Source organism: Methanohalophilus profundi (assembly GCF_004137855.1).
GTDB lineage: Archaea > Halobacteriota > Methanosarcinia > Methanosarcinales > Methanosarcinaceae > Methanohalophilus > Methanohalophilus profundi.
Window position 1 is genome coordinate 659,038 of record NZ_QBKB01000002.1, and the last position, 25,322, is coordinate 684,359.

The window sequence follows — 25,322 nt, forward strand, 5'->3', positions numbered from 1 at the left end:
ACATTTCCAGAGCCTTCGCTGGGTAAAACATATCGATAAAAAACGTTAATCAGGCAGCAGTAATTTCAGTAAAGGAATGTGAAAATTAGATGAAAAAGAGATATCAGGATGATATCTCTTTGACTTTTATGTTAAAATTCAATGCTTTACCGGCGAGGGGATGATTCATATCGAGTATGACTTCCTCATCGCCCACTTCAACAATCTTTGCAGGAAGCTCTTGCCCATCGGGTGTTTTTACCAGCAACATCATTCCAACTTCAACATCAATATCTGACTGAATGTTGTCTTTAGGTACTGGTTGGGAAAGACCATCGTTGTATTCACCGTAGGCTTCAGAAGGTTCAAGCCTGAACTCTTTATCTCCACCTTCTTCCATATCTCTGACAGCATCGTCAAATCCCTGAATAACCTGACCTGCCCCTACAGTAAATTCAAGAGGCTCCTCATGATTTTCGGAACTGTCGAAAACTGTGCCATCATCCAGAGTACCTGTATAATCGATCTTTATTGTGTCGCCATCTTTTATTGACAATATATCAACTCGGTGTTGTATAAAAACGAGTTTCACTCATCTCATAGCCAACCGAGGTTGTCTACCTTACTTAGGTGTTTTGGGTGAATTTCACATTAGCGAGGTTATAAGTAGATAACCTTCACAATTATAAATTAGGTAATTAACCAGAACAAAGGGGAGTGAAAATTGAAACATTTGACAGTAAAATCGTGCATGGAAACCGACGACTCACTGGGAGAGGAGTCCCTCCAATTACACGAAAAACATCATGGTGTTCTTGAAGTGGCAAGCAAAGTCCGTCTGGACAATACCCGGGACTTAAGCACTGCCTATACTCCCGGTGTTGCCGAACCCTGCAAACGGATCGCTGAAAACAATGATGATGTGTATAAATATACACTGAAAGAAAATACCGTCGCAATCATAACAGACGGGTCGGCTATCCTGGGGCTGGGAAACATCGGTGCATCTGCAGGTTTACCTGTGATGGAAGGTAAAGCTATCATATTCAAGGAACTTGCAGGAATTAATGCATTCCCGATATGCCTTGATACCCAGGACACCGAAGAAATTATAAAAACTGTCAAAAACATCGCCCCGGTTTTCGGAGGGATCAATCTCGAAGACATAAGTGCACCCCGCTGCTTTGAGATTGAAGAGCGGCTCAAAAAGGAATTGCCAATACCCGTGACACATGACGACCAGCATGGAACCGCGATTGTTACAATAGCAGGTTTACTGAATTCACTTAAACTTACCGGCAAAAAAATCAACGGGATTTAGGTCGTCATATCGGGGGCCGGTGCTGCCGGCATGGCCATTGCCAAAAAACTCCTTCATACAGGAGTGAGACCTGAAAACCTGCTTGTATGTGACAGACATGGAATCATCAACCGAAAACGTACCGAAGGGATGAATCCAGAAAAAGAGAAAATCGCTGAATTTTCAAATCCTGAAGAAATAAAGGGAAGTCTTGCTGACGCTGTCGCTGGATCTGATGTATTTATAGGCGTATCTGTTCCCGAAATCCTTACAGAAGATATGGTTGCTTCCATGAACAATGACGCCATTATCTTTGCTATGGCAAATCCCATACCTGAAATCATGCCCCTTAAAGCCTTTGCAGCAGGCGCTCGTATAGTGGCAACCGGAAGATCTGATTGTCCCAACCAGATCAACAATTGTTTGGGATTTCCGGGGATCTTCAAAGGTGCACTGGACACCAGGGCCACCCTGATCAATCTGGAGATGGAACTTGCAGCCGCCAATGCCCTTGCTGCAATTGTAGAGGAGGACGGTATTGAAGAAGATTACATAATACCCAATCCCCTTGACAGCAGAGTTGTCCCTGCTGTGGCAAAGGCTGTTGCAGATGCGGCTATAAAGAGTGGTGTCGCCCGTAAAAAATGATGGAATTAAAGGACTGCATCTCTGTATTCAGCAAAACCCCGCCTGTCAAGCAGGTAACCAAAACGTTCTCCATCCTGTCCGTATTCCCTGTAATAGGCAAGCGTCTTTTCGAAAATAGAGAATAGACGCTGTCCATCGGTAAATTCAAACTAAGCTTAAACCTTGTATTCTACCCACACAATTGAAATTTTCATCCTGATTAAACACATTCAAATAATTTGACTGCAAATTTACAAAATTGGATTATTGTATCCTTATCCAATTCAAATTCTTTTCTATTACCAAGATAATTTCTTGATTGGGGACTATTTCTTTCCCTGCCTTCAATTCCTGATAGGTTATGCATTTAATATGTTTTTTAGAGACAACTATGAAAAAGCAGTTTTCATAAGGGTAGTCTTCACCTGCATCTTTTAGTTTAAATGATTCACTTTTCCTGAATTTTACTTCAACAAATGATACTTCATATGTTTTTGGATTCTGTACAACAAAATCAGGCATTCTTCTGATGTTAATTGCAACATCACTGCGTACACCCTTTAGGAGATTCATTACGCAAGGGATTGTATTTTCCATCCCATACCTGAATACGGAAAACCCAATTGTAAAAATAATTCTTCAATAAGAGTTTCGGCAATTCTGCCTTTGATCATATTTTCGGCATGAAAATCTTTTTTCGAAACGCATAAGGAATTATTTTCAGTACTGTTGTTGTCCTGACTGATTTTTTCCTTGTTTTTTGAGTCGGAGGAGATCATAGAATCATATATAGAAGATGTTTATTGATGCTTTCTGCATAAAGCACGACCAAACTTATTCATTGAATAATTATATTCCGCAGAAGTAATAGTAGTATTACATTCCAAACAAAAATAGCTCATACATTATCATCTGGAATCTAAACCACATCATTATTTTTAAAAGTTACTGAATAATTCATACAAATTAATAAGCAATTGAACTAAGTAACCGCAACATATTCAATCACAAAACACAAACATCTTTCCATGGGGGAACCAAAGTTTTTAAATCGTTATTTTCAGGTGGAAAAGAATCAGTTACCTGCCCTGATCCGTATTGTGAAAAGCATACCTTCAGAGTTTGACATATCGAAATCCCTAGATGAACTCTGGGAAATACATGACAGGGGAATTGAAAAATACCGGCGACTACTGAAAAATATCGATACGGGAGAGAATAATACAGAGCTGTCCCAAGCATCTCCTTCCCTGCTGGACCTAAAAATAACGATTGCAGACAGGTTACTCGAAAAGTGCTGCCTGTGCGAGCGCAGGTGTGGTATCAATAGAAAAGAAGGGCAGAAAGGATTTTGCAAGTTGACAGAAACCTCCAGATATGCCTCAGAATTCCTGCATATGGGAGAAGAGGCCGAACTGGTACCCTCACATACGATATTCTTCACCGGCTGCGTGTTTGCCTGCGTATACTGCCAAAATTGGGACATATCCGCTTATCCCGAAAAAGGCATCCCGGTCAATCCCACCAGCCTGGCTGCAATAATCGGGGAAAAAAGGCATTCTGGCGCCCGGAACGTAAATTTTGTCACCCCTACCCCTCATGCCCACAATATCCTGAAATCCCTCAGAGAGGTTTCCGTGAATATACCCGTTATCTGGAATTCCAACATGTACCATTCCAGGGAAATCGCAAAATTACTGGAAGGAGTGATCGATGTATACCTTACCGATTTCAAATATGGCAGCGACAGATGCGCAAAAAAGTACTCCAAGGTGCAGAATTATCTGGAAATCGTCAAATGCAATCATGAAATAGCCTACCGACAGGCAGAGGTTATCATAAGGCACCTTGTCCTGCCAGGACATCTGGAATGTTGCACAAAGCCGGTTGCCAGGTGGATAGCAAAACATATTCCAGAAGTAAGGTTTAACCTCATGTTTCAATACACACCACATTACAGAGCCAGGGAGTATCCGGAAATATCCCGGCGACTACTGCCGGAAGAGAAAGAGAAGGCAATCGCTATCGTAAAAGAATCAGGCATTGAGGATCTACTGATCTGATTATTTCAGAAAAAATAAATATATTATGGGTCCGGGAAGATCCCGGAAAGCATACTTCATCCTTTAATCAAACCAAGCAACTCACGTCCAAAGGCGAAAAGGTCACCCGGATGGCGTGAAGTGACCAGATTGTCATCAACTACCACTTCACTATCACGATAATCTGCACCTGCTACGATCAGGTCATCCCTGATGCCGGGCCAACAGGTGGCCTTGCAACCATCCAGAACACGGGCGGAAATCAGAAGTTGTGGGCCGTGACAGATAGCAGCTACAGGTTTTTCTTCATTCATGAAATGCTTCACTATATCCAGCGCATATTCATTAAGCCGCATTATCTCAGGCCCCTTGCCACCGGAAATTACCAGTGCATCGTATTCATCGGGCTCGATTTCATCAAAGGATAGGTCCGCTTCAACATGATAGCCGTGTTTACCTTCAATGGTACCACGGGAAACAGATGCCACCCTGGCATCGATGCCTTCCTCTTTCAACCTGTGTAAAGGATAAAACAACTCGAGATCTTCAAAACCATCGGCTCCAAAAACCAAAACTTTCATTCAAATGTACCCCCATAAAAATTGAAAAACCGGAATGATCCGGGATTATTCCTTGAGAAGTTTCAACGCATCCCTGCAGGCAGCTACAGCAGGTGCACCCGAGGTTATGGAAATGACTTCCATGGTTTCCATAATCTCTTCAGCCGTAGCTCCATTTTTCAAGGCACTCTGCATCTGTACAACCGTGCATCTTTCACATTGCTTGGATGCCACCACGGCAAGTGCCATGAGAATCTTCATCTTTGCAGGCAGCGCACCATCGGACAGGAGTTTCTGATTGCAATGATTGTATTTTTTCAGGAAATGCGGGTCGATCTCACCCAATGTTTTCAGGATTTGCGGAGTGAAACCCAGTTTGTTACTCATACTATCCAGTAATTCTTCATGTTCAAGTTCTTCATGTTTAGACATGTAATACCCCCATTTGGTACATGCGTTTCTGGTTGCATGCTATATAAATACATTTGGTGAAGAATAATTCTCCACAGAAGCAGTTTACGCTATAATTAATATTATATTTTTTGTGACTTCATTTTGGCTATCAAAAATCTAAAAGTTAATTAGTCTATTATATTGTAGTTGAAATTTTTTAATTGCATAAAAAAATCCTCACACTACAGAAATTCTATTCCCATTTAGGTTATATGGGAAAATATCCTATTAGGGGTTGCACCCGGGAACTTTTGCAGCAAGTTCCTGACTGGATACAGCCGAAGGGGGTTCGGCTTTAAAATGGGAGTGGTGGTACGATTGAGAGCAGTGGATGGGGGTCCTATGCTCTCAATTCTCCTGTGTTTTACAATGAGAAATGGATCCATAAGCTGCAAATATGATTTTACAACAAAAAACAGATATAATCAATATGGGAGAGGGTGGTTTATGTGATTAACTTTTGGGAATTATTCATGATATCTTTAATTTATGTAATGGTTACAAGCGCTGGATTTTATTTATTCGACATTTTGGGTAAGATAGAATTCTAAATTCTTTTGAAATCAAGCCCGGTTTAACTTGCCATTACCTGTAAACTATCTGGATATATTACAGATAACTTACACATAATCATAGTGCCAAGGTTTTACTATTTTCAAGATACTGTTCTGCTGACCATGTGTCTGCAAAAGCCCTGTATATCCATCATTAATGGAATATACGGGCTGCATGGGTTGCGTCATGTATCTAATTGTACCATAGGCAATAATATTTTGTTGATTGGAATGGAAATACAGTAATAGGACCATTTATATACTGATACATATAGATTTTATTCAGGGAGATTGGGATATGCCATTCGATGCACCGGATAAATCCAAAAATCCAGATTATAGAGATAGATTCCAGATCTCAAAACAGTGTGCCACTAAAAAAATCACCGAAATTATGACCAGGGAATTGGTAGGAATCGATGAGAGTACTTCTATTGAAGACACACTCGAATTAATAGGAAAATATCGGTTCCATAATTTTCCTGTTGTTGATAAGGACTACAGGCTCAAAGGTGTAATCGATCAGAACATTGTCCTGGAATTGCTTTTCCATGACAGGTTACCCAGTTCCAGCCATACCCATCTGAATGCGGTGAGGTCACTGGGTGAAGATGCAAAAAGTATCATGATCCCACACCCCCTGACAGTATCTAATGACACCAGCTTATGTGAAACTGTGGATATGATGCTAAAACACAACATAAATCATGTGTGGGTAATGGACAACAAAGATAAACTGATAGGAGTTGTCACAAAACACGATATCATTAATGAAGCGTACAGAACAAGGAGAAAGGAATGATGGAAGAAATTTTTCAGCATTCTGGAAAGCGTATTCACCGGTGTTGCTTTGATCCCCACAGCTAACGGGTTTGTGGTTTATTCCCTTATCAAGTGTAATTTTACCTGTCCAGCCGCCCGAGTCCACTGACGCTTACTTCTGCCATATTCAATGACATCAGAGGGGATTTTTTATTGAACATTATGACCAGTAGTCAACCTATGACAGGTTGTCTTCGGTGATCCATGATTGTTGTAAAATAAAATCTATATGCATAAAGGAACATACCCATTATCGGGGATAAATCCATGAAGCCGAAAATAGACAGTACAAAATTCGGTTCGATTACAATTGAAGGGGAAGAGTATGAAAAAGATGTCCTTATTCGACTGAACGGAAATATCAAAAAAAGGAAAAAGAAACTTTCAAAAGCGATATACGGTACGTCCCACAAGATCTCTCTCGATGAAGCAGAACATGTTTATGAAAATGGTGCTGAGAAAATCATTATCGGCTCCGGACAGAACGGGATGGTGCAATTATCACATGAGGTACGTGATTTTTTCAAAGAGAAAGATTGCAAGGTCAAACTATGTCCTACCCCTGAGGCCATAGACAAGTGGAACTCTGCAAAAGGAAAGGTTATTGGTTTGTTCCATCTCACCTGCCAAAACAAGCTGATTTTTGAGGCACCTCTGGAGAGGATGTACTTAATTGTCAGTGTAGATTATTGTAAGAATTTACTTGAATTTACTGCCCATATACTGAATGGAAGAAGATGGGTTTTCCTAAGGAATTTTGCATTACATGAAACAGAACGCCAGGAGGGATAAGCCGCTTACTTTCAATGCTCATGTTAATGAAAGGTTGGAGAAATTCAAATGGAAAAATCAGAAATATCCAGTCACTGGACCTTTGCCTGAATCTCTTTTGCGAATTCCCTTGCCTTCTGTACACGAGATTCATCAGGCTGTCCCTTAGTGGAAGGGCCCATCTCACCAAACTCTTTCATTTGTGGATCATCGGATTCCAGCAACATGTCGATTACAGGTTGTGCCAACTCACCCTGACATTCAAATGTACCAAGATAATTTCCACTGGCTGCAATATCCTTGCAGGAGCCGGTCCATGAATGAATGGCTTCGAATCCCTCGGGAACAGCATGAGTCATGAAAAATGCTATGTTCTTACCAGCTACATTCTCTTTTACAAATTTTGAAACATTTTCTGGAATGTTGAATTGCAGGACCGGAAAGCCCACAAACACAAGATCATAACCTTCAAGGTTGCTTACATCTTCGATGTCTTTGATATTCTTCTCCCCGGTAATTTCCCCATAAATTGCTTCAGCTATTTTCTTTGTATTTCCTGTCTGTGTCATATATGTTACTAATGTTTTCATATAGTTCCCCCAATCATTATTAAAAAATTACTTGCTGCTAGTTTATATAGATACGGGTTAGTAAGGTGTCTTTTCCTTTTCGGTACAGAATAGCAACTCAAGCATAGATGAAAATGTAGATTTATGAAATCAGGTACAATTAGAGGCCTTATGGGGATTGAGACAAGAGAACTGGCATTTTATCTTACTGGCAGAAGGAAGAACTTGGAGTTCATCAATCCTGTCTATAAAGTTGAAAGGGATGATTCAGAGGATTTTAGACAAAAGGTCATTGATATATCTTATTCTGAGTGGAAGAATATGGGATTTTCTAAGAGAACTTTGCATTATATTAAGCAGAATGCTAAGTCTGGTAAATGTTTTAGTTTGAATTGTCATGTGAGGGGGAGGTTGGAGATGTGGAATTTTTCTTAAATATTAGTTCACCTCCAATCTGACCTCCCAGTGATTATTTTTAGCTAATTTTTTTCAATGATTTCTTTGCCGCAACCTGCACTTTTTTGTGTTTATCATTCAAGCATACTTTAAGTGGCTCAATAGATAAAGGGTCACCTAATACTCCTAGTGCAAGACAAGCAGATTCTTTAACATACATATCATTAATTGAAAGGGTTTTTATAAGTGGATACACAATTTTTGGACTTTTGATGAAACCTAAAGCCTTTGCAGTTGCTCTTATTAGTCTTTTTTTATTGAAATTATTTTCATCATCCAAAATTTGAACTAAGGGTTCTATAGCATCTTCTCCAATGTCTCCTAGTGCTTGAGATGCATAATTCCGAACACGAATATCGTCATCGCTTAAAACGTGAATAAGTGGTTTTATTGCTCTTTCATCTGCAATTACGAGAAGACCCATGCTTGCATATTTTCGAACTGTAACATCTTCATTTTCTAGAGCTTCTATCACAAAATCAATGTTTTGTTGATCGTATAAGCGATTCGAACACTAGAGGGCATTTGCAGCAGACAATCGAACATTTTTATCTTCATCATTCAATGTTTTGAAAATTATTTTAGTTACAAATTCACTTTTAGATTCATGTAATCCCCAAACAGCGCTTTTTCTGATTTTGGCATTTTCACTTTTTAAACTTTGGAATAAGCCTTCTAATGATTTTTGAGTGTCTACCTTTCCAAGTGAACATGCAGCGTTTTTCTGAACAATACTAGATGTGTCATTAAGTGATTGAATAAGGGCTTCTACAGAACGTTCATCATTTAGCTCATTAAAACATTTTGAAGCATATTCCCTTACATCAACATCATCATTATTCAAATATTCTAAAAATGGTTCTATAGGCATTGATTTTTCGAATTTTCTGAATGCGTTAGTAACATTTTTAAGGTTTCTTGGAATTTGGTTATCATAATATTTGTTTAATTCTTCTACCGCTTTGCCATCATCAAATTCTTTAAGAGCCTCTTCCGCATAATATCGAACTTCTTCATTTTTATCATTCAAAAGTTCTAATAATGAATCAATTGCTTTTGAATCACCGATACATCCAAGAGACCATGCTGCTGAAGTGCGAGCTGCCCAATATTTATGGGATAATACCTTTAGAAGTGGCTCAACAGCTCTTTTATCATTTAATCCTCCAAGAGACGATGCAGCATAATCTACCACACATTCATCTTCATCATTCAAAGATTGAATAAGAGGTTCTACAGCCCGAACGTCTCCACATTCACCAAGCACCCTTGAAACAAATCTTCTTATGTTCTTATCCTCATTACACAAATTTTCTATAAGAAGTTCAATTTCATTAAAGTTTGCCACTTCAAAAAAGCTTTCTTCTGCTTGATGTCTAATTTTTGCATTCTTATGAGTTAGAGCATTAAGCAACCCATTAAGATCTTTATCATCTATTAAAGATTGTACATTATGGTCTGCATTTTTATCAATTGAATTCATTGGTTGATTTCTATCTATTTATTAGATATTAAAAGTTATGATTGAGCAAAAAAGACCAAAAATAAAAAATTATTCTTTTGTCTATAATAATGCGCTTAAAAGCAAGGACATATAAGAAATATTTGGCAGTTCACTTTTTTAAGAGATAACTATATCCCAAAAAAAAACAGATGCGGGGAGTGGGATTCGAACCCACGAACTTCTACAAGACAGGGTCCTAAGCCCTGCGCCTTTGACCTGGCTGGGCAACCCCCGCAAAAAGATTGAAAGGAACTTCACGTATTTCCGTATCTACAACCTGGACTTATCGTCCGGGTGTGTGGAAAGTGGTCTTACATGGGCACACATAGATATTAATGTTGCGCAAAAATGTCATTCAATCCTTGTGGCAATCTCATGACGTTTCAGGAAATCCGGTACCCAGGGCGGGCCATAGCTCAGCCGGAAGAAAGTGCCTTTGCGGATGTAATCATGGGAATTCAGGAATTGTTCCAGATAACTGCGTTTATGAGAAATGATGGCATCGGAAATACTGCCCCTGAACTTAACCACTGCAATCCTGCGAGGAGACAGTGTTTGCAGGACCACATCCTCTGAGAGAGGGGCAGGTGGTTTTGTAGAAGTAAATTCTTCGGGTAGCACAAAAGCCATCTCCATCCCCTCTTCCTGAGGATAACAAGTAATCACAGGAGTAGTCATTGAAATCTTCAGCCGTTTTTCATTGGAGCCGAAGATGTATCCGCTATTTTCCTGAAAGGCTCATTCGAACTCGATGCATTCGTCCTGGCAATCACCATTTCCGAATAATAACGAATTTCGATACCATCGGCAGGCTTCTCCAATATGTCATATTCAGCAGTAGGAACCCCCATAATCAAACCCCATTATACATAAGCACCAAACACTAATCAATATTTCGAACTGATCAGTGATTCCTGGCAACCTTGCGGTTAAGTCTCTCCAGAACCTTTTCACTGCGAAGTTCTCTCAAAGCATCCTTTGCAATGCTACGCAGAATCGGTATTGAAACTCCCCAGACTTCAGATGGTGTGATACCATACTTTTCATACCATCCACAGCAGTTGGATTGGCATTCTCATGCAACTTTTCAAGAATAGTATCGGTTGTAGTCATGAAAAAACATCAAATAATTACGCATAAATATCTTTGTCCAAAAAAAGGATTGTAAGAAAAAGAGAATGCGTCGACCGGGATTCGAACCCGGGTTTAGGGCTTGGAAGGCCCCAGTCATAGCCACTAGACCATCAACGCTCACTGCAACCTCTTGATAGTATTTTTCAGATATAACCCTTTCGGCCATGCCACAATACATGGTTTTGCCAGCAACAGAATACAATTACAGGGAATAGGTTTCCCTCATTTCTCTGATAGCATCCCTCAGCCGGGCTGCTTCCTCGAATTCCAGGTTGCGGGCAGCCTCATGCATCTCCGCCTCCATATCAATAAGCATGCTGTTGGCCTCCATTTTGGAAAGCCCCATGTCAACTCCGGCAGCAGGAGTGGATACCTCTTCAGCCTCCACAATTTCACGCTGAATTTCCTTCATGATACTGGTCGGTGTAATGTTATGCTTGCGATTGAATTCCAGTTGCAGATTACGCCTCCTTTCCATCTCACTCATTGCACGGGACATTGAACCGGTAATCCTGTCCGCATACATAATAGCATAAGCATCCACATTCCGCGAAGCCCGGCCAATCGTCTGGATAAGAGAGCGTTCCGAACGCAGGAAACCTTCCTTATCTGCATCGAGTATTGCCACAAGAGCGACCTCGGGAATGTCCAATCCTTCACGTAACAGGTTAATCCCCACAAGCACATCAAAGGTACCCTTACGCAACTCCCGCACGATCTCGGCCCTCTCCAGGGTATCGATATCCGAATGCATATAGCGCACCCTGATACCCATCTCCAGCAGGTAGTCGGTCAGATCCTCAGCCATTTTCTTTGTCAGGGTTGTCACAAGAGTCCTGTAACCGTTTTCCGATACCTTCCGGACTTCTTCCATCAGGTCATCGATTTGATTTGCCACTGGCCTGACCTGAACCGGTGGATCAACCAGCCCTGTAGGACGAATTATCTGCTCCACTACCTGATCACTCAATCCCAGCTCATAATCCGCAGGTGTGGCGGAAACATAAACAGCCTTATTGATCCTCTCCTCGAATTCCCTGTAATTCAGAGGGCGGTTGTCATAAGCAGAAGGCAAACGGAACCCATATTCAATGAGAGATTTTTTGCGTGCCCGATCCCCGTTATGCATCCCTCCTATCTGCGGGATAGTCACATGGGATTCATCGATGATGAGCAAATAATCATCCGGGAAGAAATCCAGCAATGAAGAAGGAGCCTCACCTGGTTTGCGGCCGTCAAAATGACGGGAATAATTTTCAATACCACTGCAATACCCAAGCTCTTCTATCATTTCGATATCAAACCTTGTGCGTTGCATGATACGCTGGGCTTCCAGTAATTGACCCTGTTTTTCAAATTCGGCAACTGTATCCTTCAATTCCTCTTCAATAGCTACAAGGGCGCGATCAATCTGTGACTGGGGCATAACAAAATGCTTGGCAGGATATATTACAACCTGCATATCATCTTCCACTTCACGTACAACCTTGCCGGTCAGGGGTTCAAAATAGGAAATCCTGTCAATCTCATCCCCGAACATCTCTACCCGCACTGCTACATTATCCTGCGCCGGGAATATCTCAACAGTGTCCCCACGGGCACGGAAAGTACCCTGGGTGAATTCCACATCATTCCTTTCATACTGAATATCTACAAGTTTACTGAATATCCAGCTCCTGTCAACCTCATCTCCCGGTTTCATGAAAAGGGACATTTCCTGCCATTCCCTGGGTGAACCCAGGTTATAGATGCATGACACACTGGATACAACAATTACATCCCTGCGCTCCATAAGTGACTTGGTGGCAGACAGTCTCAACCTGTCTATCTCTTCATTGATGGAAGAATCTTTTTCAATGTAGGTATCAGTTGTGGGGAGATAGGCCTCTGGCTGGTAATAATCGTAATAACTAACAAAATATTCTACTGCGTTGTCCGGGAAAAAGTCGCGAAATTCTGAAAACAACTGGGCTGCAAGGGTTTTGTTATGAGCAATTACAAGAGTAGGCCTCTGCACATTTTGAATGACATTTGCTATTGTGAAGGTTTTACCTGAACCGGTCACACCCAGCAGTGTCTGGTGCCTGAAACCACCATTTATACCATAAGAGAGATTTTCGATTGCCTGTGGCTGGTCACCACGAGGACTATAGTTTGATACAAGTTCAAACTCCGGCATACTAACATCCTATCTGTTGTGAAAACGTATATAATTATACCAGGATTACCATCAGCAGGTAAATCAGCATCAGAATGATGGCAAGCACCATCGCCTTTTTAGAAGTATTGCTGTCTGAGCCAAAAATTATCGGCAGGGGGCCGATCATGATCACTCCTCCACTTTTGACATCGGTACGTGAAGAATCGCCTTCATCACCTGTATGGATTCCATTCACATGACCATGTGTCTGTGATGACGACTGTTTTTTGTGAAATACATTTTGTTCATAGACACCGCGTATTATCAGGAAAATACCAATTCCAATAAAGGCCATTCCTCCGTAAACGAGTATATTCCCGATCAACGGTTAATCCTCCATAACAAAATGTAAATCGCAAATATTAAAAGTCCTAATAAAAGCATTGAATAGGAAACACCTTCAGAAGAACCTATCACAATGGGAATAGGACCAATCAGTACAAGCCCGCCAAATTCGGGTTGGCCTCCATTTTCATAAATCGCTTTTGTAATAAAACCTAAAAACAGTAGAAAAAAGCCGATTACAGTCAGCACGAAACCCTTTATTATAGAATTTTCTGCTGAATTCATGAGAAAAGATAAGATTTCAGATATTAAATATCATGTCCTCTGGATGTAACCCGGAGAAAAGGACTGATGAACTGAAGATTGCTCTTCCATATCGCCCACATAAAGATACTCCCGATTGGTGCGATTGCCCCGCCTCTGGAGGAGATCTTTACGATACATCCGGGAAAGGTATGTGGACACAGTGCTCAGTTTGATTGGGCCATATACCTGCTCATACTGATGCTGTATTTCCTGTGAAGTACCCCACATACGTGGAAACTCGTATTTCAGGAACAATTCAAGTCTTTCACTTATTGTCAACGAGGGATCTGATTTTGATTTATTCACCTGTTGAGAAGGAAAGGACCGGTTTACACTACCACCTTGCTGTCCTTGCTGGACATGAGGTGGCTGGGACATCGATGGTGCCTGGGTGGTGGGTTGCATGGGAGGTAGTTGTTGTGGCATCATCGACGGGTAGTAAACCGGTGGGTAATACATTGGATTATAGTAATGTTGTGCTGGCATAGGCGGATAATTTGGAGGAACCATCTGTGGCGGAACCTGTTGATGCTGTGGTGGATATTGAACACCGGAATGTGAAGGAGCATTTACTTCATTACTGTTTTGTGATTGTGAAGAAAGGTTAAAAGATGAAGATTCTTCCGATGGAGGTTGCGCCTCACCGAACATGTTGATAAACTGGATCGAGCGATTCTGCCAGGAATCTCCTTCAAATTGGACTCTGGCAACCTCGTTGTCATCATCATCGAATAACTCGAGTCGAATTTTCATCTTTTAGCCTCTGCATAAGTCCATTCATCCCCTCAGATGCAATGGAGTGCAAAGCCATTCATCCCCTCAGATTTATGGTTTGCATTGTTTAGATTGATTTGTGAAGCGATATTACAGTTTCACACACATCTATTATATGCAATATTTGATATGATAAGATTATATATAAGTCTTTTGTCATATATTTGTTTTAAATTTGTTTTTTACTTGTGAAAAACAATAATATAAAATTAAACAATTTAAAAACCCATATTTCATCTTATTCCCAACAAGCAAGAGAACAATGTGATATAAATATTATCATATCTCGCCTTTTGCTCCAATGGAAATGAAGGGGTTGTTTTTATCTGTATAGAAGTGTGAAACAAGACATATAGGAGAGCAATATGCGCAAAAATACAGATCAGAACCATAAAAACAGAGATAAAACTACACATAAAACACGCCCAGATAATACCTGAAAACAGGAGTGGATTTATATTCGATGATATGCATAGGGACGCATTATGTCCGATGCAACTGCAAATACTCCTATTGAAAATACCAATAACACTGTTGATACTGCAGAGGAGATGGACTCTGAGATCGAATCACTCAAAAAGGAAAATGAGGAACTACGAGTCCAGAGTGAATCTATGAGAGCAAAGCTTCTTGAAGCCAATATGCTGGCAAACAACTACCTCGAGGAAATGGAAAAACTCAAGGAACAACTCGAGCGTATTACATCACCCCCCTTTTCATTGCAACTGTCATGGAAACCGAAGATGACATGGCACTTATCCGCCAGCATGGTAACAATCAGGAAGTCGTCACACAGATCCCCGCAGAATTCAAGGATGAAATCGAACCTGGTGTGAGAGTATCCATCAATGCTGCATTTTCCATTGTATCAATAATGCGTAAAGCAACCGACATGCGCGCCCAGATAATGGAAGTCATCAATTCCCCTGATGTAGATTATGATATGATAGGCGGGCTGGATGATGTCCTCAACGAGGTTATCGAATCCGTAGAGATGCCCCTTACCGAACCCGAACTGTTCGATAAGATCGGCATCGAACCCCCATCCGGCGTTCTTATGTACGGGGACCCCGGAACAGGAAAAACACTGATTGCCAAAGCAGTGGCATCCCGTGCACATGCAAGTTTCATACGTATGTCCGGTTCGGACCTGGTCCAGAAATTCATCGGAGAAGGAGCAAGGCTTGTAAAAGATGTATTCCAGATGGCCCGGGACAAATCCCCATGCATCCTCTTTATTGATGAAATCGACGCCGTGGGTGGAATGCGTACCCACGACGGCACCACAGGTTCTGCAGAAGTGAATCGTACAATGCTGCAACTGTTGTCCGAGATGGATGGTTTTGAGCCAAGCGGCCAGGTCAAGATCATAGCGGCCACAAACCGTATTGACCTGCTTGACCCCGCACTTCTTCGCCCAGGAAGGTTTGACAGGGTTATTGAAATACCAATACCCGATGAGAAAGCGCGCGAGGATATCCTCAAGATACACACTCGACACATGAATCTTGCAGATGATGTAGATATGACCAAACTTGCCAGGATGGCCGACGGCCTGAGTGGAGCAGACCTCAAGATCATTGTCAAGGAGGCAGGGATGTTTGTCCTGCGTCGCAGGGGTGAACAGATTACCATGAAGGATATGACTGAAGCCTTCAACAAAGTGACAACTGAAGAAGAACAGAACATAGCAAGCGGGATGTTTGCCTAAACCCCGCTTCTTGTTTTTACAAAAACTTAATATAACATAAATTGCTTTAGAATTGTGCCCTCATGGCAATGCGCTCCGATAGTGTAGCACGGCCAATCATACAGGACTCTCACTCCTGTGACTCGGGTTCGAATCCCGATCGGAGCATCTGTTCACATTATTCTACAAAATTACCCCTACTCTTTTATTCCGTATTTTTATACTTACATTCAACTATTGTGAACATTTTTCAGGACTGCTTACAATATTTTGGATGGGGCATCCGTTGTGATATGGTACAGCACAGAAACATCAATGGTTAGAATTAATCGGGCCAACTTCTTCCAGGGTATCAACTTCTGGAGAATAATGCACATTATCCCCTGCAACAACCCGTTTTGATATTTCAATTTCCATCTGCCTCATGAACTCATCCACGGTATTACCCATAAGGATTACAGGCAGCCCCACCCTGACCATTTCATCGAGCACTTCTCCTGCATCCGCGTCAGCACGGAATTGGCGGATAGGTGCCCTGATATTCCTAGCAAACGCCTTTGTAGTGCGGCCACCCATGAAAACCTCATCAATGTATCCTTTCTCAAAAAGGTGGTTGAGATATTTCACAAATGAATATGACCTGCCCCTTCTTTCATCCCCCAGGTAAACAAAGGGTAAAATTTTCTCCTTACCTGCAAGCTGTTGACGTATCATTTCCGTACTTTCCACATCATTCACCTCAGCAGCATTAAAAAGTACACCCGATTCAAGTTCCAGCCAATGGGGTTGCATTGACTGCAGATTGGAATCCAACTCATCCTCAGGGATAGGATCACTGCCCATTTCATCAAGCACATAATTCAATCCATAAACAGTTTCAGCACCAAGCAGTCCCCTGTGCACCTCCGGAATTTCTACATTTATTGCAGTAGCTCCACGTTTTTCAATTTCTTTTTCCATATAATCCTGCAATACGGGATTCTGTTCACAGTTAATAACCACAGTATTTTCAGGAACTGAGCGGGCAAAGGACCTTGCTATCTCACGCTTATCCCTGCCCAGCGTGGGAAGATGGTCCTGTCGTACATTGGTGATCACGATAATACGCGGTTTCACGAAAATCTCATTAACCAACCTTGTGGTGTATTCAGTTATAGCCTGGTTTTCAATGATGGCAACATTAAGAAATTTTTGCATGTATAGATGGCAAGCACAGGAACAACAATCACCCCTCCTAGACGGTAACCAAACAACTGGGTCAATATGATTACTTCCAGAATTCCAATTATCGCCAATATTACCGCAATGAGCATAGATAATAGATTGCGTTAATATATATTAGTTTTATCAGGCGATTAATATAGACAGTTGTCTGCTTTACCAAATGTACATTAATCACAACACAACGCAATCACTATAGAAAATAAATATAAAAAAGCAAGAAAAAAGCCAACCATAAAACACCCATGCAATATGCATGGGAAGTATGTCAGTTTTTACCCTACAAATTATCAAACAAAATTAGAATACATTTGATCGAAATCTTTGTCTGAAACCGATTCTATTATTGAAATATGACCAGAAGTATTCACCTTACCGGCAGCCAGCAACTTCCTGTTGGCAATTTGCATTCTTTCAAAACCAACTTTTTCATAAATATCCGATACGAAAACGAAAGATTTACTGTAACCATAGCCAATCTTTTCTGAGCTGGAAGAATTATACTCATCCGGAATCGACCAGCCATCAAGAGCCTGTGCAAACTGGTGTTCTTTTTTGTCATAATCCTCCTCAAGTTCGGATTTCATAGCCAGGGCCTTTTTAGGATTTGTTTGTTGTAACACCAGAAAAGTATACAGGTTGGCATAACCTTCATGCATCCAGAGTTGCTCAAAATTGCATGCATGAGTCCAGCTGTGAGAAAGTTCATGTATCAACACATGGTCCTCTGCTGAATGTAGAAGGGATATTGTACCATTACCATAATTGAAACCATCGTAACCCTTAGTTTCTGCAATTGAAGATTCCCTGATAATGAGATTTGAATTGCCCGGAAAAGGGACGCCCCAGACATCCTCCAGCAAGGGAAGATAGGTAGCCGTTTTGTCCAGCACATCCTGTGCCCATTCATAATTTCCTTTCCGGTATTCCACACTGATGTTGACATTACTGCCCCCCAGGGAAACTACTTTACTGGCAACCATTAGGTCCACTGTTTTTACACAATCAATCCTCAAGGGAAATTCCTGGAAACTTGCGGTGCCAAACGTATAAACTGCACGATCGTGTAGATTTTCTTTTCCATAACCCACATCTTCTAGGTATGCTTCATAATTATCAGGGACAATGAGTTCCACAGTTCCAGAATCTGATTGTTCCGTAATTGTGAAGTTGTATAGATGGGATCTTTCCGGACATCGTATTCCATTGTGAAAGTGTAACTATCCCCATACCACAAATCCTCATTGAATGTGAAAATGTAATAGTCTCCGCCATCTTCAGCTCTTTTGAACCTCACTTTAGAGGAATCGTCATAGGAACAAAGATTCGAATGATCCGGTGGAACAGGATAATTTAATGAAGAGTAAAATCCCTGCCAGTAGCGGGTATTTTCATCCTTGTTGGTGAAAGTGATCTCTTTTGTGACATGGACAAAACCTGAGCCGACTTCATATACAGAATTCACTTCTACTTCATTCTGTTCCCATTCAGCGCAAGCCGTAGAAGTTGCCAGCACACAAAACAAAACTACCGCAATAATAGAATAAAATACAACGCTGGTAAACGAATAATGCCCAGATTCCATTAACCGTATTGTTCCATGACCATAGGGATAATAAATATGGCAATGAATATACAATTAGTGTACATAAAACGTTGTATATTAATTAGAACAAATAAAATGACAGCACCTAAACCAACAGGTAGCAGCAATAAATAAAAAATAAGAGAATATGTCCTAATCAACAGGACACTTTAATCAATTTTCTTGAACTTAGAAGCTGGGGCACCACAAATCGGACATACGTCCGGTGCACCGTTTTCCACAGTATTACCACAAACTTCACATACGTAATACTCAACCTCTTCATTGTTGCCTGCATTATCAAGGGCTTTCTTGTAGAGTTCGGCATGAATTGCTTCTACCTGATTGGCAACATCAAAACTCCAGGCAGCTTTACCGTTACCTTCCTCTTTTGCCTGTGTTATGAATTCAGGATACATTGTTTCGAATTCATAGGTTTCCCCTTCAATAGCTTCTTTGAGGTTTTCCTCTGTGCTCTTAATGCCATTCATAATTCCCAGATGGTTGTGAGCATGAACAGTCTCAGCTGCTGCAGCTGCCCTGAACAATTTTGCAATCTGAGGGTGGCCTTCGTCATCAGCTTTTTTTGCAAAGGCCAGATACTTCCTGTTTGCCATGGATTCACCGGCAAATGCTCCTTCAAGGTTTTCAAGCGTACTCATACAATATACTCCTTATTTTGTAACCATACCACATTATACCTGATACTATGTAAAAATGTGCTCCATCCACAAATATAAATAACACCCTACCATCCCAGTAATCATGGAAAAAAGACCTGATGATACACAAATAGCTGCTTTTGAGGCAGGGATCAAAATGGGAGCCCTCTATCATCAGTTCACGGGTTCACCCCTTAACCTGCAAAATGTGGATAGCCTGGAAAAAGCCATTGCTGAAAGTATTTCTGTACAGCCCTTTGTTGAAGAGATCAATGTAGATATAGACAGGGAAATGATAGCCGCAAAATTAAATGGTGAATTCGGATACTGCGAACTTGAAGGAAAAATGTTGTCAGTGGCCCTGCAAGTAATCCATGGAGATACCAGAATCCGGGCATCTATGACCTACAACAAAGAACTGGATTACCCACTTATGGAAATAAATGAGGTCGAAAGCCTCTCATAAATAGGTCGAAAAGCCTTCCACAACTCTTTCATTTTGTTCTTTTGTACCTACAGTGACTCTGATAAAGGAATCACCTGCATCACGGAAAGAAGTGCAATCCCTGACAATAACCCCCCTGCGCAACAAGTGGTCGCATACATCCTTTGCATTATGGGGCGCAACATCCACAAGCATAAAATTAGCCTGTGATTCATATACTTTGAAAGGCAGGTTTGCCTGCAAATATTTACGACCCTCGATTACCATCTGTTGGCTGGCCTCCAGATGCTCTTTGTCAGAAAGGGCAGCAATACCTGCTGCAACAGCCGGTGCACTTACATTGAAGGGAGTAGCAGCTTTCATATATTCGACCTTAAGCCAGGCAGGCATTATACCGTAACCAAGTCTTAAACCTGCCAGTCCGAAAGCTTTGGAAAAGGTCCTGCCAACAACAAGATTATCATATTCCCCTACAAGAGACGCAACATCTGATCCTGCAAATTCCACATAGGCCTCGTCCACAAAGACCAGACAATCAACAGAATCCAGCAGCCTGCGCAGTTCTTTCTCAGCAGTGACATTGCCTGAAGGGTTGTTTGGGGAGCAGATGAATACCACTTTTGTTTTTTCATTTACTGCAGCAATGACCCTGTCAATATCCACGTCAAAATTTTCATTGCGTTTCACAAATACTGGTTTTGCACCACACGCAGTTGCAGCAATCTCGTAGTAGGAAAAAGTGGGAGTTGTAATCACAACTTCCGAATCCGCAGATATGAGCATTCTCATCAGGCCGTCAAGCAAACCATCCATACCCGGACCGGATGCCACAATATTGGCCTGGGGCATACCAACATAACCAGATATTGCATCCACAAGTTCCCTGGCATCTGCCGATGGGTAAATATTCACAGTGGCGGCAGCTTCTCGCAGGGCACTGACTGCTGCCTGGGAAGGACCCAGGGGATTTTCATTTGAGCCGAGTTTGATAATCGAATCGGGTTCCAGATTATATTTTTCAGCGATCTCGGCAATAGATTTGCCCGGCACATAGGGAGCTATCGACCTGATCTCAGGTTTTACCAGTTCATAACTTGCCAATTACATCCACCACCGAATCTACCTGTTCTTCGGTTATGACAAGAGGAGGCACCATACGCAGGATGTTGCCTGCTGTGCAATTAAGCAAAACACCTTTCTCAAGGCCCGCAGTTACCATTTCTGCACAGGAATCCTGCACACGCACACCCATCATCAATCCTTTACCCCGGATTTCCAGGAAATCCTCACGGTTTAAACCTTCCAGTTTCTTCACGAAATACTCACCCATCGTGCGGGAGCGTTCCACGAGTCCTTCTTGTTCAATTGCATTAATGGATGCCAGGGCTGCTGCACAGGCAAGAGGACCTCCTCCGAAGGTTGCGGCATGCTGCCCTTTCTGGAATACAATGCCTTCCCTGCTTGCAATGGCACCCATGGGGAATCCGCCTCCCAGTGCTTTGGCCATTGTCATTATGTCCGGGGTCACATTGAAATGGTCCTTACAGAACCACTTGCCCGTACGCCCGAAACCGGTCTGGATCTCATCGAATATCAACAGGGTACCGGTCTCATCACAGATTTCCCGGACCTCTTTAAGGTAATTTGCGGAAGGGACATTGACACCACCTTCCCCCTGGATGGGTTCCACGATTACAGCCGCTGTGTCCGAATCAATGGCATCTGCAATTGCCGGTGAATTATCATAAGGTACAAAATCAACCCTGCCGGGGAGAGGTTCAAAAGGTTTCCTGTAGGCCTCTTTGGAAGTTACCGCAAGGGCACCCATAGTCCTGCCGTGGAAGGAACCTTCTGCGGCCACGAAGTTCTTTTTCCCAGAATGGGCACGGGCCAGTTTCATGGCAGCTTCTACAGCCTCGGTGCCGGAATTGCAGAAGAACAGACGATCCATGCCGGTAACCTGTGACATCTTTTCTGCAAGGTCAGCCTGTACATCGGTATAATAGAGATTGGATACATGGATGAGTTTGGCTGCCTGCTCCTGTATTGCTTTAACAACTCTGGGATGGCAATGGCCCACGTTGTTTACGGCTATTCCTGCAACGCAATCGATATACTGTTTGCCGGCAATATCCCACACAACAGCGCCTGCTCCCTTATCCAGTGCGATAGGATAACGACCGTAGTTTTGCATAACGTATTTTGAATCTTTCTCTACAATAGAGTTATAAATCTCAGTAGTTTCACTCAAAAAAGAACACCTTTTATTGCGGTTGGTCTGCTATGTCCAGTTTTATCAGTTCCCTGTCCCGGGAGACCTCTTCTTCTTCACGTATGAATGTGGTGCCACCGGTGGCTCGCATAACACCATCAACCCTTGAATCCTCATGAATCCTGATAGAGTAAGCATTGATCTCTCCCAGTATATGGGTACCTTTACCCACTACAACCCTGCCCCGGGAGACAATGTTACCGTGGATGGCGTTATTTTCACCGATCTCAATATCACTGGCTGTCCGGATACTTCCATACAAAGTAGTAGCATCACCCATTTCCAGTGATTCAGCCCTTATATTACCTACGAGCCTGCAGCTATCTCCTATGGTGGCTGCCCCGGGTACCCTTATAGAGTCTGCGGATATGCGGGATCCGTTGGGAACTACCATAGCATCATAACTGATCTCTTTTGCTTCCTCTTCAAAGAATTCACTCATAGCCTTTTCTACTTCTTCACCCTTACCCATACGTAAAAGTTCGGAGATATAGAGGAAAATATAGGTGATTACAGGCACAGGATTACGAACAACTATCCAGCCATGAGCTTCAAACCCTCTGTTAATCTTCACATCATTACCAACATCAAGGTCTCCATTAACGAAAAGTTTGCCATCTATATTCACAAACTCGCCAATATAGCCATTTTCACCACAGCGCACATTGCCACCGATTTTTGACCAGATGTCTATACGAATATCAGACCTGGCAAGTACATCACCTGATACCGATACCCTTTCTCCGATTATCACCGAATCAGCAATTATACCGTAGCGTATATCAGAATGGTTCCCTACTATAATATCCTCATCCAGAACAATATTATGTTCTTCCATTTTCGTATTTGGAGGAATTACAAAGGTTTTCAGGAGCTGGTCTTCTTCGATAGTTTCACCTTCTGAGGAAGTACAATATAACTTACATGGTTATTTGTTGAATATATATTTAGATTTTGATTGCAACTACATATCAGCTGCTATCCACACCAACCCTGACGTCAACAGCCGGGCCGTTCTGCATGGCAAGGACTTCTTCTGGAGCAAGGAGTAACTGCCCTGTAGCAATAAGATTGTCCTGTTTATCCACAAGCAAAACCTCATCCCCTGCCCGCAGATCAGGGTCTATGTTTTCCACATGCTTGGCAAAAGCAGTTTTGCCTTTTGAGACGAAGGGAATTGCATCGTCACACATCATCACGCGATAGCCCGGTGTTGGAAGATGGGAATGGATCAATGAAGCCCCCTCAATACTCAAAGTGAACATTCCATCCTTGGCACGTACTGTAGCCATACGTTTCCTCCGGAAAATATCTGCCTGATCCTTTTTGTCCGGGATAATTTGAATGTGATGTCACCTGAAAAGAGAATGTTCCCACATCCTTTGCCAAACTGATAATCAGCCATAGTCCGGACCTGTTTAATACGTGATTCTTCTTTTGTCATGGCCATAAAAAAGCATTAGGACATTAAATGAGTAGCGGTGAATACATGGTGATTAATCAAACATTTTAAATATTATAGTCACCCATTGGAATGTGAGGAAGCGGAACCTGTCATATGGTTTAATACAGAATTACTGTAACCAAGCAAAACCATTCATCCCCTCAAACAATGTGTTCCCTTCCTCATATTCTCTCAATTTTAACCTTTTACAACACCCAGAGGCATGAGTTTGGCGACCTTGCCTGCAATACCAAGCCTGTCAACAACATCCACCACCTCACTGCTGGATTTGTAAACTCCGGGTGCTTCTTCGGCAATGACCGAAGGATGGGCTGCCCTGACAGAGATGCCCTGACCACTAAGGTCTTTCTGGATCTGTTCTCCCCTGAAAGTGCGTTTCGCACCGGAGCGACTCATTACCCTGCCGGCACCATGACAGGCGCTTCCAAAGGATACATCCATTGCTGACTGCTTACCGCAGAGCACATAGGAGGGGGTCCCCATACTGCCCGGGATAAGCACCGGCTGACCTACATCCCTGTAAGCCTGTGGTACATCGGGATGTCCTGCAGGAAAAGCACGGGTGGCACCCTTGCGATGTACATATACCTGTTTTTTTCCACCGTTTACATCATGTTCTTCCAGTTTGGCGACATTGTGGGCCACATCATAGACCAGATCCAGACCCAATTCATCCGCATCCATATTCATTTGTTGTTCGAACACTTCACGACAGTGGTGCATTATGATCTGGCGGTTGGTCCAGGCATAGTTGGCAGCTGAAGCCATTGCACCGAAATAGGCCTGTGCTTCTTCTGATTGTGCCGGTGCACAGGCGAGCTGTTTGTCAGGCAGGTCGATTTTATACTTCTCCACTGCACGGGTGAGATTGCGCAGGTGATCGGTACATACCTGATGACCCGCACCCCGCGATCCACAATGGATCATGAAAGTAAGCTGGCCCTTTTTGAGATTAAAGGCTTCAGCTGCGACCGGATCATATATCTCATCCACATACTGCAATTCCAGGAAATGATTACCGCTTCCCAGGGTTCCAAGCTGCGGTCTGCCTCTTTTGCGGGCTTTGGCACTAACCTGTGCAGGGTCGCCTCCTTCGATGCACCCTTCACCTTCACAGTGGGTGAGATCAGCTTCTACACCATACCCTTGCTCCACAGCCCAGCGGGATCCATTGATGAAGATTGCTTCAAGTTCACTTTCCGATGCCCGTATTCGGCTTTTGGAACCCACACCCGAAGGTACGGCCTTGAAAAGGGAATCCAGCAGGTCATTGACTTTACCATCCACATCGGATTTTTCCAGATTGGACCTGATCAGGCGTACACCGCAGTTGATGTCAAATCCCACACCACCGGGACTGATGACACCTTCCTCGGCATCAAAAGCGGCAACTCCCCCTATGGGAAAACCATATCCTACATGTGCATCGGGCATTGCCATAGAGAATTTCTGTATTCCTGGCAGGGTGGCCACATTGGCTACTTGGTCCACTGCTTCCTTTTCCAGATTGGAGAACAATTTATCTGAAAGATATATCCTGCCCGGCACCCTCATCCCGGGTTTGTAGCCCAGGGGAACTTGCCATATATCATTGTCTATCCGTTCAATTCCTTCTATTTCCGGTCCTTCTGTATCCATCCTATCAA

31 protein-coding genes, 3 tRNA genes and 2 pseudogenes are annotated in these 25,322 nt (G+C 42.4%); 10 read left to right on the forward strand and 26 right to left on the reverse strand.

Annotated elements, in window-relative coordinates:
• Positions 1-103: 103 nt before the first annotated feature.
• Complete coding sequence (locus C9889_RS03415; RefSeq protein WP_191985816.1) at positions 104-535, reverse strand: FKBP-type peptidyl-prolyl cis-trans isomerase; 432 nt, start codon at positions 533-535, stop codon at positions 104-106.
• A gap of 168 nt (positions 536-703) precedes the next feature.
• On the opposite strand from C9889_RS03415, the gene C9889_RS11530 reads away from it, so the two are divergent.
• From C9889_RS11530 to C9889_RS11105, 3 genes are read left to right on the forward strand one after another with little or no spacing between them, the layout of a single operon-like run.
• Positions 704-1,300, forward strand: coding sequence for a hypothetical protein (locus C9889_RS11530; RefSeq protein WP_318531507.1), 597 nt, complete (start codon positions 704-706; stop codon positions 1,298-1,300).
• Between the two features lie 6 nt (positions 1,301-1,306).
• Positions 1,307-1,927: a malic enzyme-like NAD(P)-binding protein gene (locus C9889_RS11535; protein WP_318531586.1), complete on the forward strand. Its 621-nt coding sequence runs from the start codon at positions 1,307-1,309 to the stop codon at positions 1,925-1,927.
• Positions 1,924-2,052: a hypothetical protein gene (locus tag C9889_RS11105; protein ID WP_318531508.1), complete on the forward strand. Its 129-nt coding sequence runs from the start codon at positions 1,924-1,926 to the stop codon at positions 2,050-2,052. The genes C9889_RS11535 and C9889_RS11105 overlap by 4 nt, the downstream gene beginning before the upstream one ends.
• A 118-nt stretch (positions 2,053-2,170) precedes the next feature.
• On the opposite strand, the gene C9889_RS10300 is transcribed toward C9889_RS11105, so the two are convergent.
• Complete coding sequence (locus C9889_RS10300; RefSeq protein ID WP_225419962.1) at positions 2,171-2,503, reverse strand: hypothetical protein; 333 nt, start codon at positions 2,501-2,503, stop codon at positions 2,171-2,173.
• A 467-nt stretch (positions 2,504-2,970) separates the two neighbouring features.
• Here C9889_RS10300 and C9889_RS03435 point away from each other — a divergent pair, with 467 nt between their 5' ends.
• Positions 2,971-3,969, forward strand: a complete 999-nt coding sequence (locus C9889_RS03435; protein ID WP_318531509.1) for a radical SAM protein — start codon at positions 2,971-2,973, stop codon at positions 3,967-3,969.
• A gap of 56 nt (positions 3,970-4,025) precedes the next feature.
• Here the strand turns inward: C9889_RS03435 and C9889_RS03440 are convergent, their stop codons facing one another.
• Positions 4,026-4,529, reverse strand: a complete 504-nt coding sequence (locus C9889_RS03440) for a type 1 glutamine amidotransferase domain-containing protein (protein ID WP_129597194.1) — start codon at positions 4,527-4,529, stop codon at positions 4,026-4,028.
• 45 nt (positions 4,530-4,574) lie between these two features.
• Positions 4,575-4,940 (reverse strand): carboxymuconolactone decarboxylase family protein, encoded by a 366-nt coding sequence (locus C9889_RS03445; RefSeq protein ID WP_072560417.1) that lies wholly within the window; start codon positions 4,938-4,940, stop codon positions 4,575-4,577.
• Positions 4,941-5,813: 873 nt separating this feature from the next.
• On the opposite strand from C9889_RS03445, the gene C9889_RS03450 reads away from it, so the two are divergent.
• Together C9889_RS03450 and C9889_RS11110 are read left to right on the forward strand one after the other, a co-directional pair.
• The gene (locus C9889_RS03450; RefSeq protein ID WP_129597196.1) at positions 5,814-6,317 is read left to right on the forward strand and encodes a CBS domain-containing protein; all 504 of its coding nucleotides are present in this window, start codon (positions 5,814-5,816) and stop codon (positions 6,315-6,317) included.
• Positions 6,318-6,604: 287 nt separating this feature from the next.
• A complete protein-coding gene (locus tag C9889_RS11110) occupies positions 6,605-7,129 on the forward strand; it encodes an Mth938-like domain-containing protein (RefSeq protein WP_318531510.1) in 525 nt (174 codons plus the stop codon).
• 71 nt (positions 7,130-7,200) lie between these two features.
• Here the strand turns inward: C9889_RS11110 and C9889_RS03465 are convergent, their stop codons facing one another.
• Positions 7,201-7,698, reverse strand: coding sequence for a flavodoxin family protein (locus C9889_RS03465; protein WP_129597198.1), 498 nt, complete (start codon positions 7,696-7,698; stop codon positions 7,201-7,203).
• A 123-nt stretch (positions 7,699-7,821) separates the two neighbouring features.
• On the opposite strand from C9889_RS03465, the gene C9889_RS03470 reads away from it, so the two are divergent.
• A complete protein-coding gene (locus C9889_RS03470) occupies positions 7,822-8,112 on the forward strand; it encodes a hypothetical protein (protein ID WP_129597200.1) in 291 nt (96 codons plus the stop codon).
• Positions 8,113-8,152: 40 nt separating this feature from the next.
• Here C9889_RS03470 and C9889_RS03475 read toward each other — a convergent pair whose 3' ends face one another.
• The 11 genes from C9889_RS03475 to C9889_RS03515 all read right to left on the reverse strand — a co-directional run bounded on the left by C9889_RS03475 (position 8,153) and on the right by C9889_RS03515 (position 14,315).
• Complete coding sequence (locus C9889_RS03475; protein ID WP_164999263.1) at positions 8,153-8,608, reverse strand: HEAT repeat domain-containing protein; 456 nt, start codon at positions 8,606-8,608, stop codon at positions 8,153-8,155.
• Positions 8,609-8,647: 39 nt separating this feature from the next.
• Positions 8,648-9,616: a HEAT repeat domain-containing protein gene (locus C9889_RS03480; protein WP_129597204.1), complete on the reverse strand. Its 969-nt coding sequence runs from the start codon at positions 9,614-9,616 to the stop codon at positions 8,648-8,650.
• Positions 9,617-9,787: 171 nt separating this feature from the next.
• A tRNA-Leu gene (locus C9889_RS03485) sits at positions 9,788-9,872 on the reverse strand.
• Between the two features lie 116 nt (positions 9,873-9,988).
• Positions 9,989-10,315 (reverse strand): SOUL family heme-binding protein, encoded by a 327-nt coding sequence (locus tag C9889_RS03490; RefSeq protein WP_129597206.1) that lies wholly within the window; start codon positions 10,313-10,315, stop codon positions 9,989-9,991.
• Between the two features lie 8 nt (positions 10,316-10,323).
• The gene (locus C9889_RS10035) at positions 10,324-10,488 is read right to left on the reverse strand and encodes an SOUL family heme-binding protein (RefSeq protein ID WP_164999264.1); all 165 of its coding nucleotides are present in this window, start codon (positions 10,486-10,488) and stop codon (positions 10,324-10,326) included.
• Between the two features lie 115 nt (positions 10,489-10,603).
• Positions 10,604-10,750: a hypothetical protein gene (locus tag C9889_RS10040; RefSeq protein ID WP_164999265.1), complete on the reverse strand. Its 147-nt coding sequence runs from the start codon at positions 10,748-10,750 to the stop codon at positions 10,604-10,606.
• Positions 10,751-10,816: 66 nt separating this feature from the next.
• A tRNA-Gly gene (locus C9889_RS03495) sits at positions 10,817-10,888 on the reverse strand.
• Positions 10,889-10,973: 85 nt separating this feature from the next.
• Positions 10,974-12,950 (reverse strand): excinuclease ABC subunit UvrB, encoded by a 1,977-nt coding sequence (uvrB, locus tag C9889_RS03500; protein WP_129597208.1) that lies wholly within the window; start codon positions 12,948-12,950, stop codon positions 10,974-10,976.
• Between the two features lie 34 nt (positions 12,951-12,984).
• Positions 12,985-13,296, reverse strand: coding sequence for a TIGR00304 family membrane protein (locus tag C9889_RS03505; RefSeq protein ID WP_129597210.1), 312 nt, complete (start codon positions 13,294-13,296; stop codon positions 12,985-12,987).
• Positions 13,293-13,541, reverse strand: coding sequence for a TIGR00304 family membrane protein (locus C9889_RS03510; protein WP_129597212.1), 249 nt, complete (start codon positions 13,539-13,541; stop codon positions 13,293-13,295). Before C9889_RS03510 ends, C9889_RS03505 begins: the two co-directional genes overlap by 4 nt.
• 30 nt (positions 13,542-13,571) lie before the next feature.
• Positions 13,572-14,315 (reverse strand): hypothetical protein, encoded by a 744-nt coding sequence (locus tag C9889_RS03515; RefSeq protein ID WP_129597214.1) that lies wholly within the window; start codon positions 14,313-14,315, stop codon positions 13,572-13,574.
• Positions 14,316-14,821: 506 nt separating this feature from the next.
• Between C9889_RS03515 and C9889_RS03520 the strand changes: the two are divergent.
• Together C9889_RS03520 and C9889_RS03525 are read left to right on the forward strand one after the other, a co-directional pair.
• Positions 14,822-16,047: pseudogene (locus C9889_RS03520) on the forward strand (proteasome-activating nucleotidase).
• A gap of 72 nt (positions 16,048-16,119) precedes the next feature.
• Positions 16,120-16,194: transfer RNA gene (locus C9889_RS03525), tRNA-Glu, on the forward strand.
• Positions 16,195-16,338: 144 nt separating this feature from the next.
• Here the strand turns inward: C9889_RS03525 and C9889_RS03530 are convergent.
• The 4 genes from C9889_RS03530 to C9889_RS03545 form a co-directional block, all read right to left on the reverse strand.
• Positions 16,339-17,223 carry a Mur ligase gene (locus C9889_RS03530; RefSeq protein WP_129597215.1) on the reverse strand — a complete coding sequence of 295 codons (885 nt, stop codon included), beginning with the start codon at positions 17,221-17,223 and terminating at the stop codon, positions 16,339-16,341.
• 314 nt (positions 17,224-17,537) lie between these two features.
• Positions 17,538-18,383, reverse strand: a complete 846-nt coding sequence (locus tag C9889_RS03535) for a M1 aminopeptidase family protein (RefSeq protein ID WP_129597217.1) — start codon at positions 18,381-18,383, stop codon at positions 17,538-17,540.
• Positions 18,344-18,832 (reverse strand): hypothetical protein, encoded by a 489-nt coding sequence (locus tag C9889_RS03540; RefSeq protein WP_129597219.1) that lies wholly within the window; start codon positions 18,830-18,832, stop codon positions 18,344-18,346. Before C9889_RS03540 ends, C9889_RS03535 begins: the two co-directional genes overlap by 40 nt.
• 170 nt (positions 18,833-19,002) lie before the next feature.
• The gene (locus C9889_RS03545) at positions 19,003-19,494 is read right to left on the reverse strand and encodes a rubrerythrin family protein (RefSeq protein WP_129597221.1); all 492 of its coding nucleotides are present in this window, start codon (positions 19,492-19,494) and stop codon (positions 19,003-19,005) included.
• 103 nt (positions 19,495-19,597) lie between these two features.
• On the opposite strand from C9889_RS03545, the gene C9889_RS03550 reads away from it, so the two are divergent.
• A complete protein-coding gene (locus C9889_RS03550) occupies positions 19,598-19,960 on the forward strand; it encodes a dihydroneopterin aldolase family protein (protein ID WP_129597223.1) in 363 nt (120 codons plus the stop codon).
• Here the strand turns inward: C9889_RS03550 and hisC are convergent.
• From hisC to C9889_RS03575, 6 genes and pseudogenes are all read right to left on the reverse strand, one after another.
• Positions 19,955-21,040, reverse strand: coding sequence for a histidinol-phosphate transaminase (hisC, locus tag C9889_RS03555; protein ID WP_129597225.1), 1,086 nt, complete (start codon positions 21,038-21,040; stop codon positions 19,955-19,957). The genes C9889_RS03550 and hisC overlap by 6 nt on opposite strands.
• Positions 21,027-22,133: an acetylornithine transaminase gene (locus C9889_RS03560; RefSeq protein ID WP_263854013.1), complete on the reverse strand. Its 1,107-nt coding sequence runs from the start codon at positions 22,131-22,133 to the stop codon at positions 21,027-21,029. The genes hisC and C9889_RS03560 overlap by 14 nt, the downstream gene beginning before the upstream one ends.
• A 70-nt stretch (positions 22,134-22,203) precedes the next feature.
• Positions 22,204-23,049, reverse strand: coding sequence for an acyltransferase (locus C9889_RS03565; RefSeq protein WP_129597229.1), 846 nt, complete (start codon positions 23,047-23,049; stop codon positions 22,204-22,206).
• A gap of 133 nt (positions 23,050-23,182) precedes the next feature.
• Complete coding sequence (locus C9889_RS03570) at positions 23,183-23,476, reverse strand: PUA domain-containing protein (protein WP_394342247.1); 294 nt, start codon at positions 23,474-23,476, stop codon at positions 23,183-23,185.
• A gap of 3 nt (positions 23,477-23,479) precedes the next feature.
• Positions 23,480-23,661: pseudogene (locus C9889_RS11115) on the reverse strand (hypothetical protein); the annotation flags it as partial.
• Positions 23,662-23,853: 192 nt separating this feature from the next.
• Positions 23,854-25,314 (reverse strand): RtcB family protein, encoded by a 1,461-nt coding sequence (locus tag C9889_RS03575; RefSeq protein WP_191985817.1) that lies wholly within the window; start codon positions 25,312-25,314, stop codon positions 23,854-23,856.
• Positions 25,315-25,322: the final 8 nt, after the last annotated feature.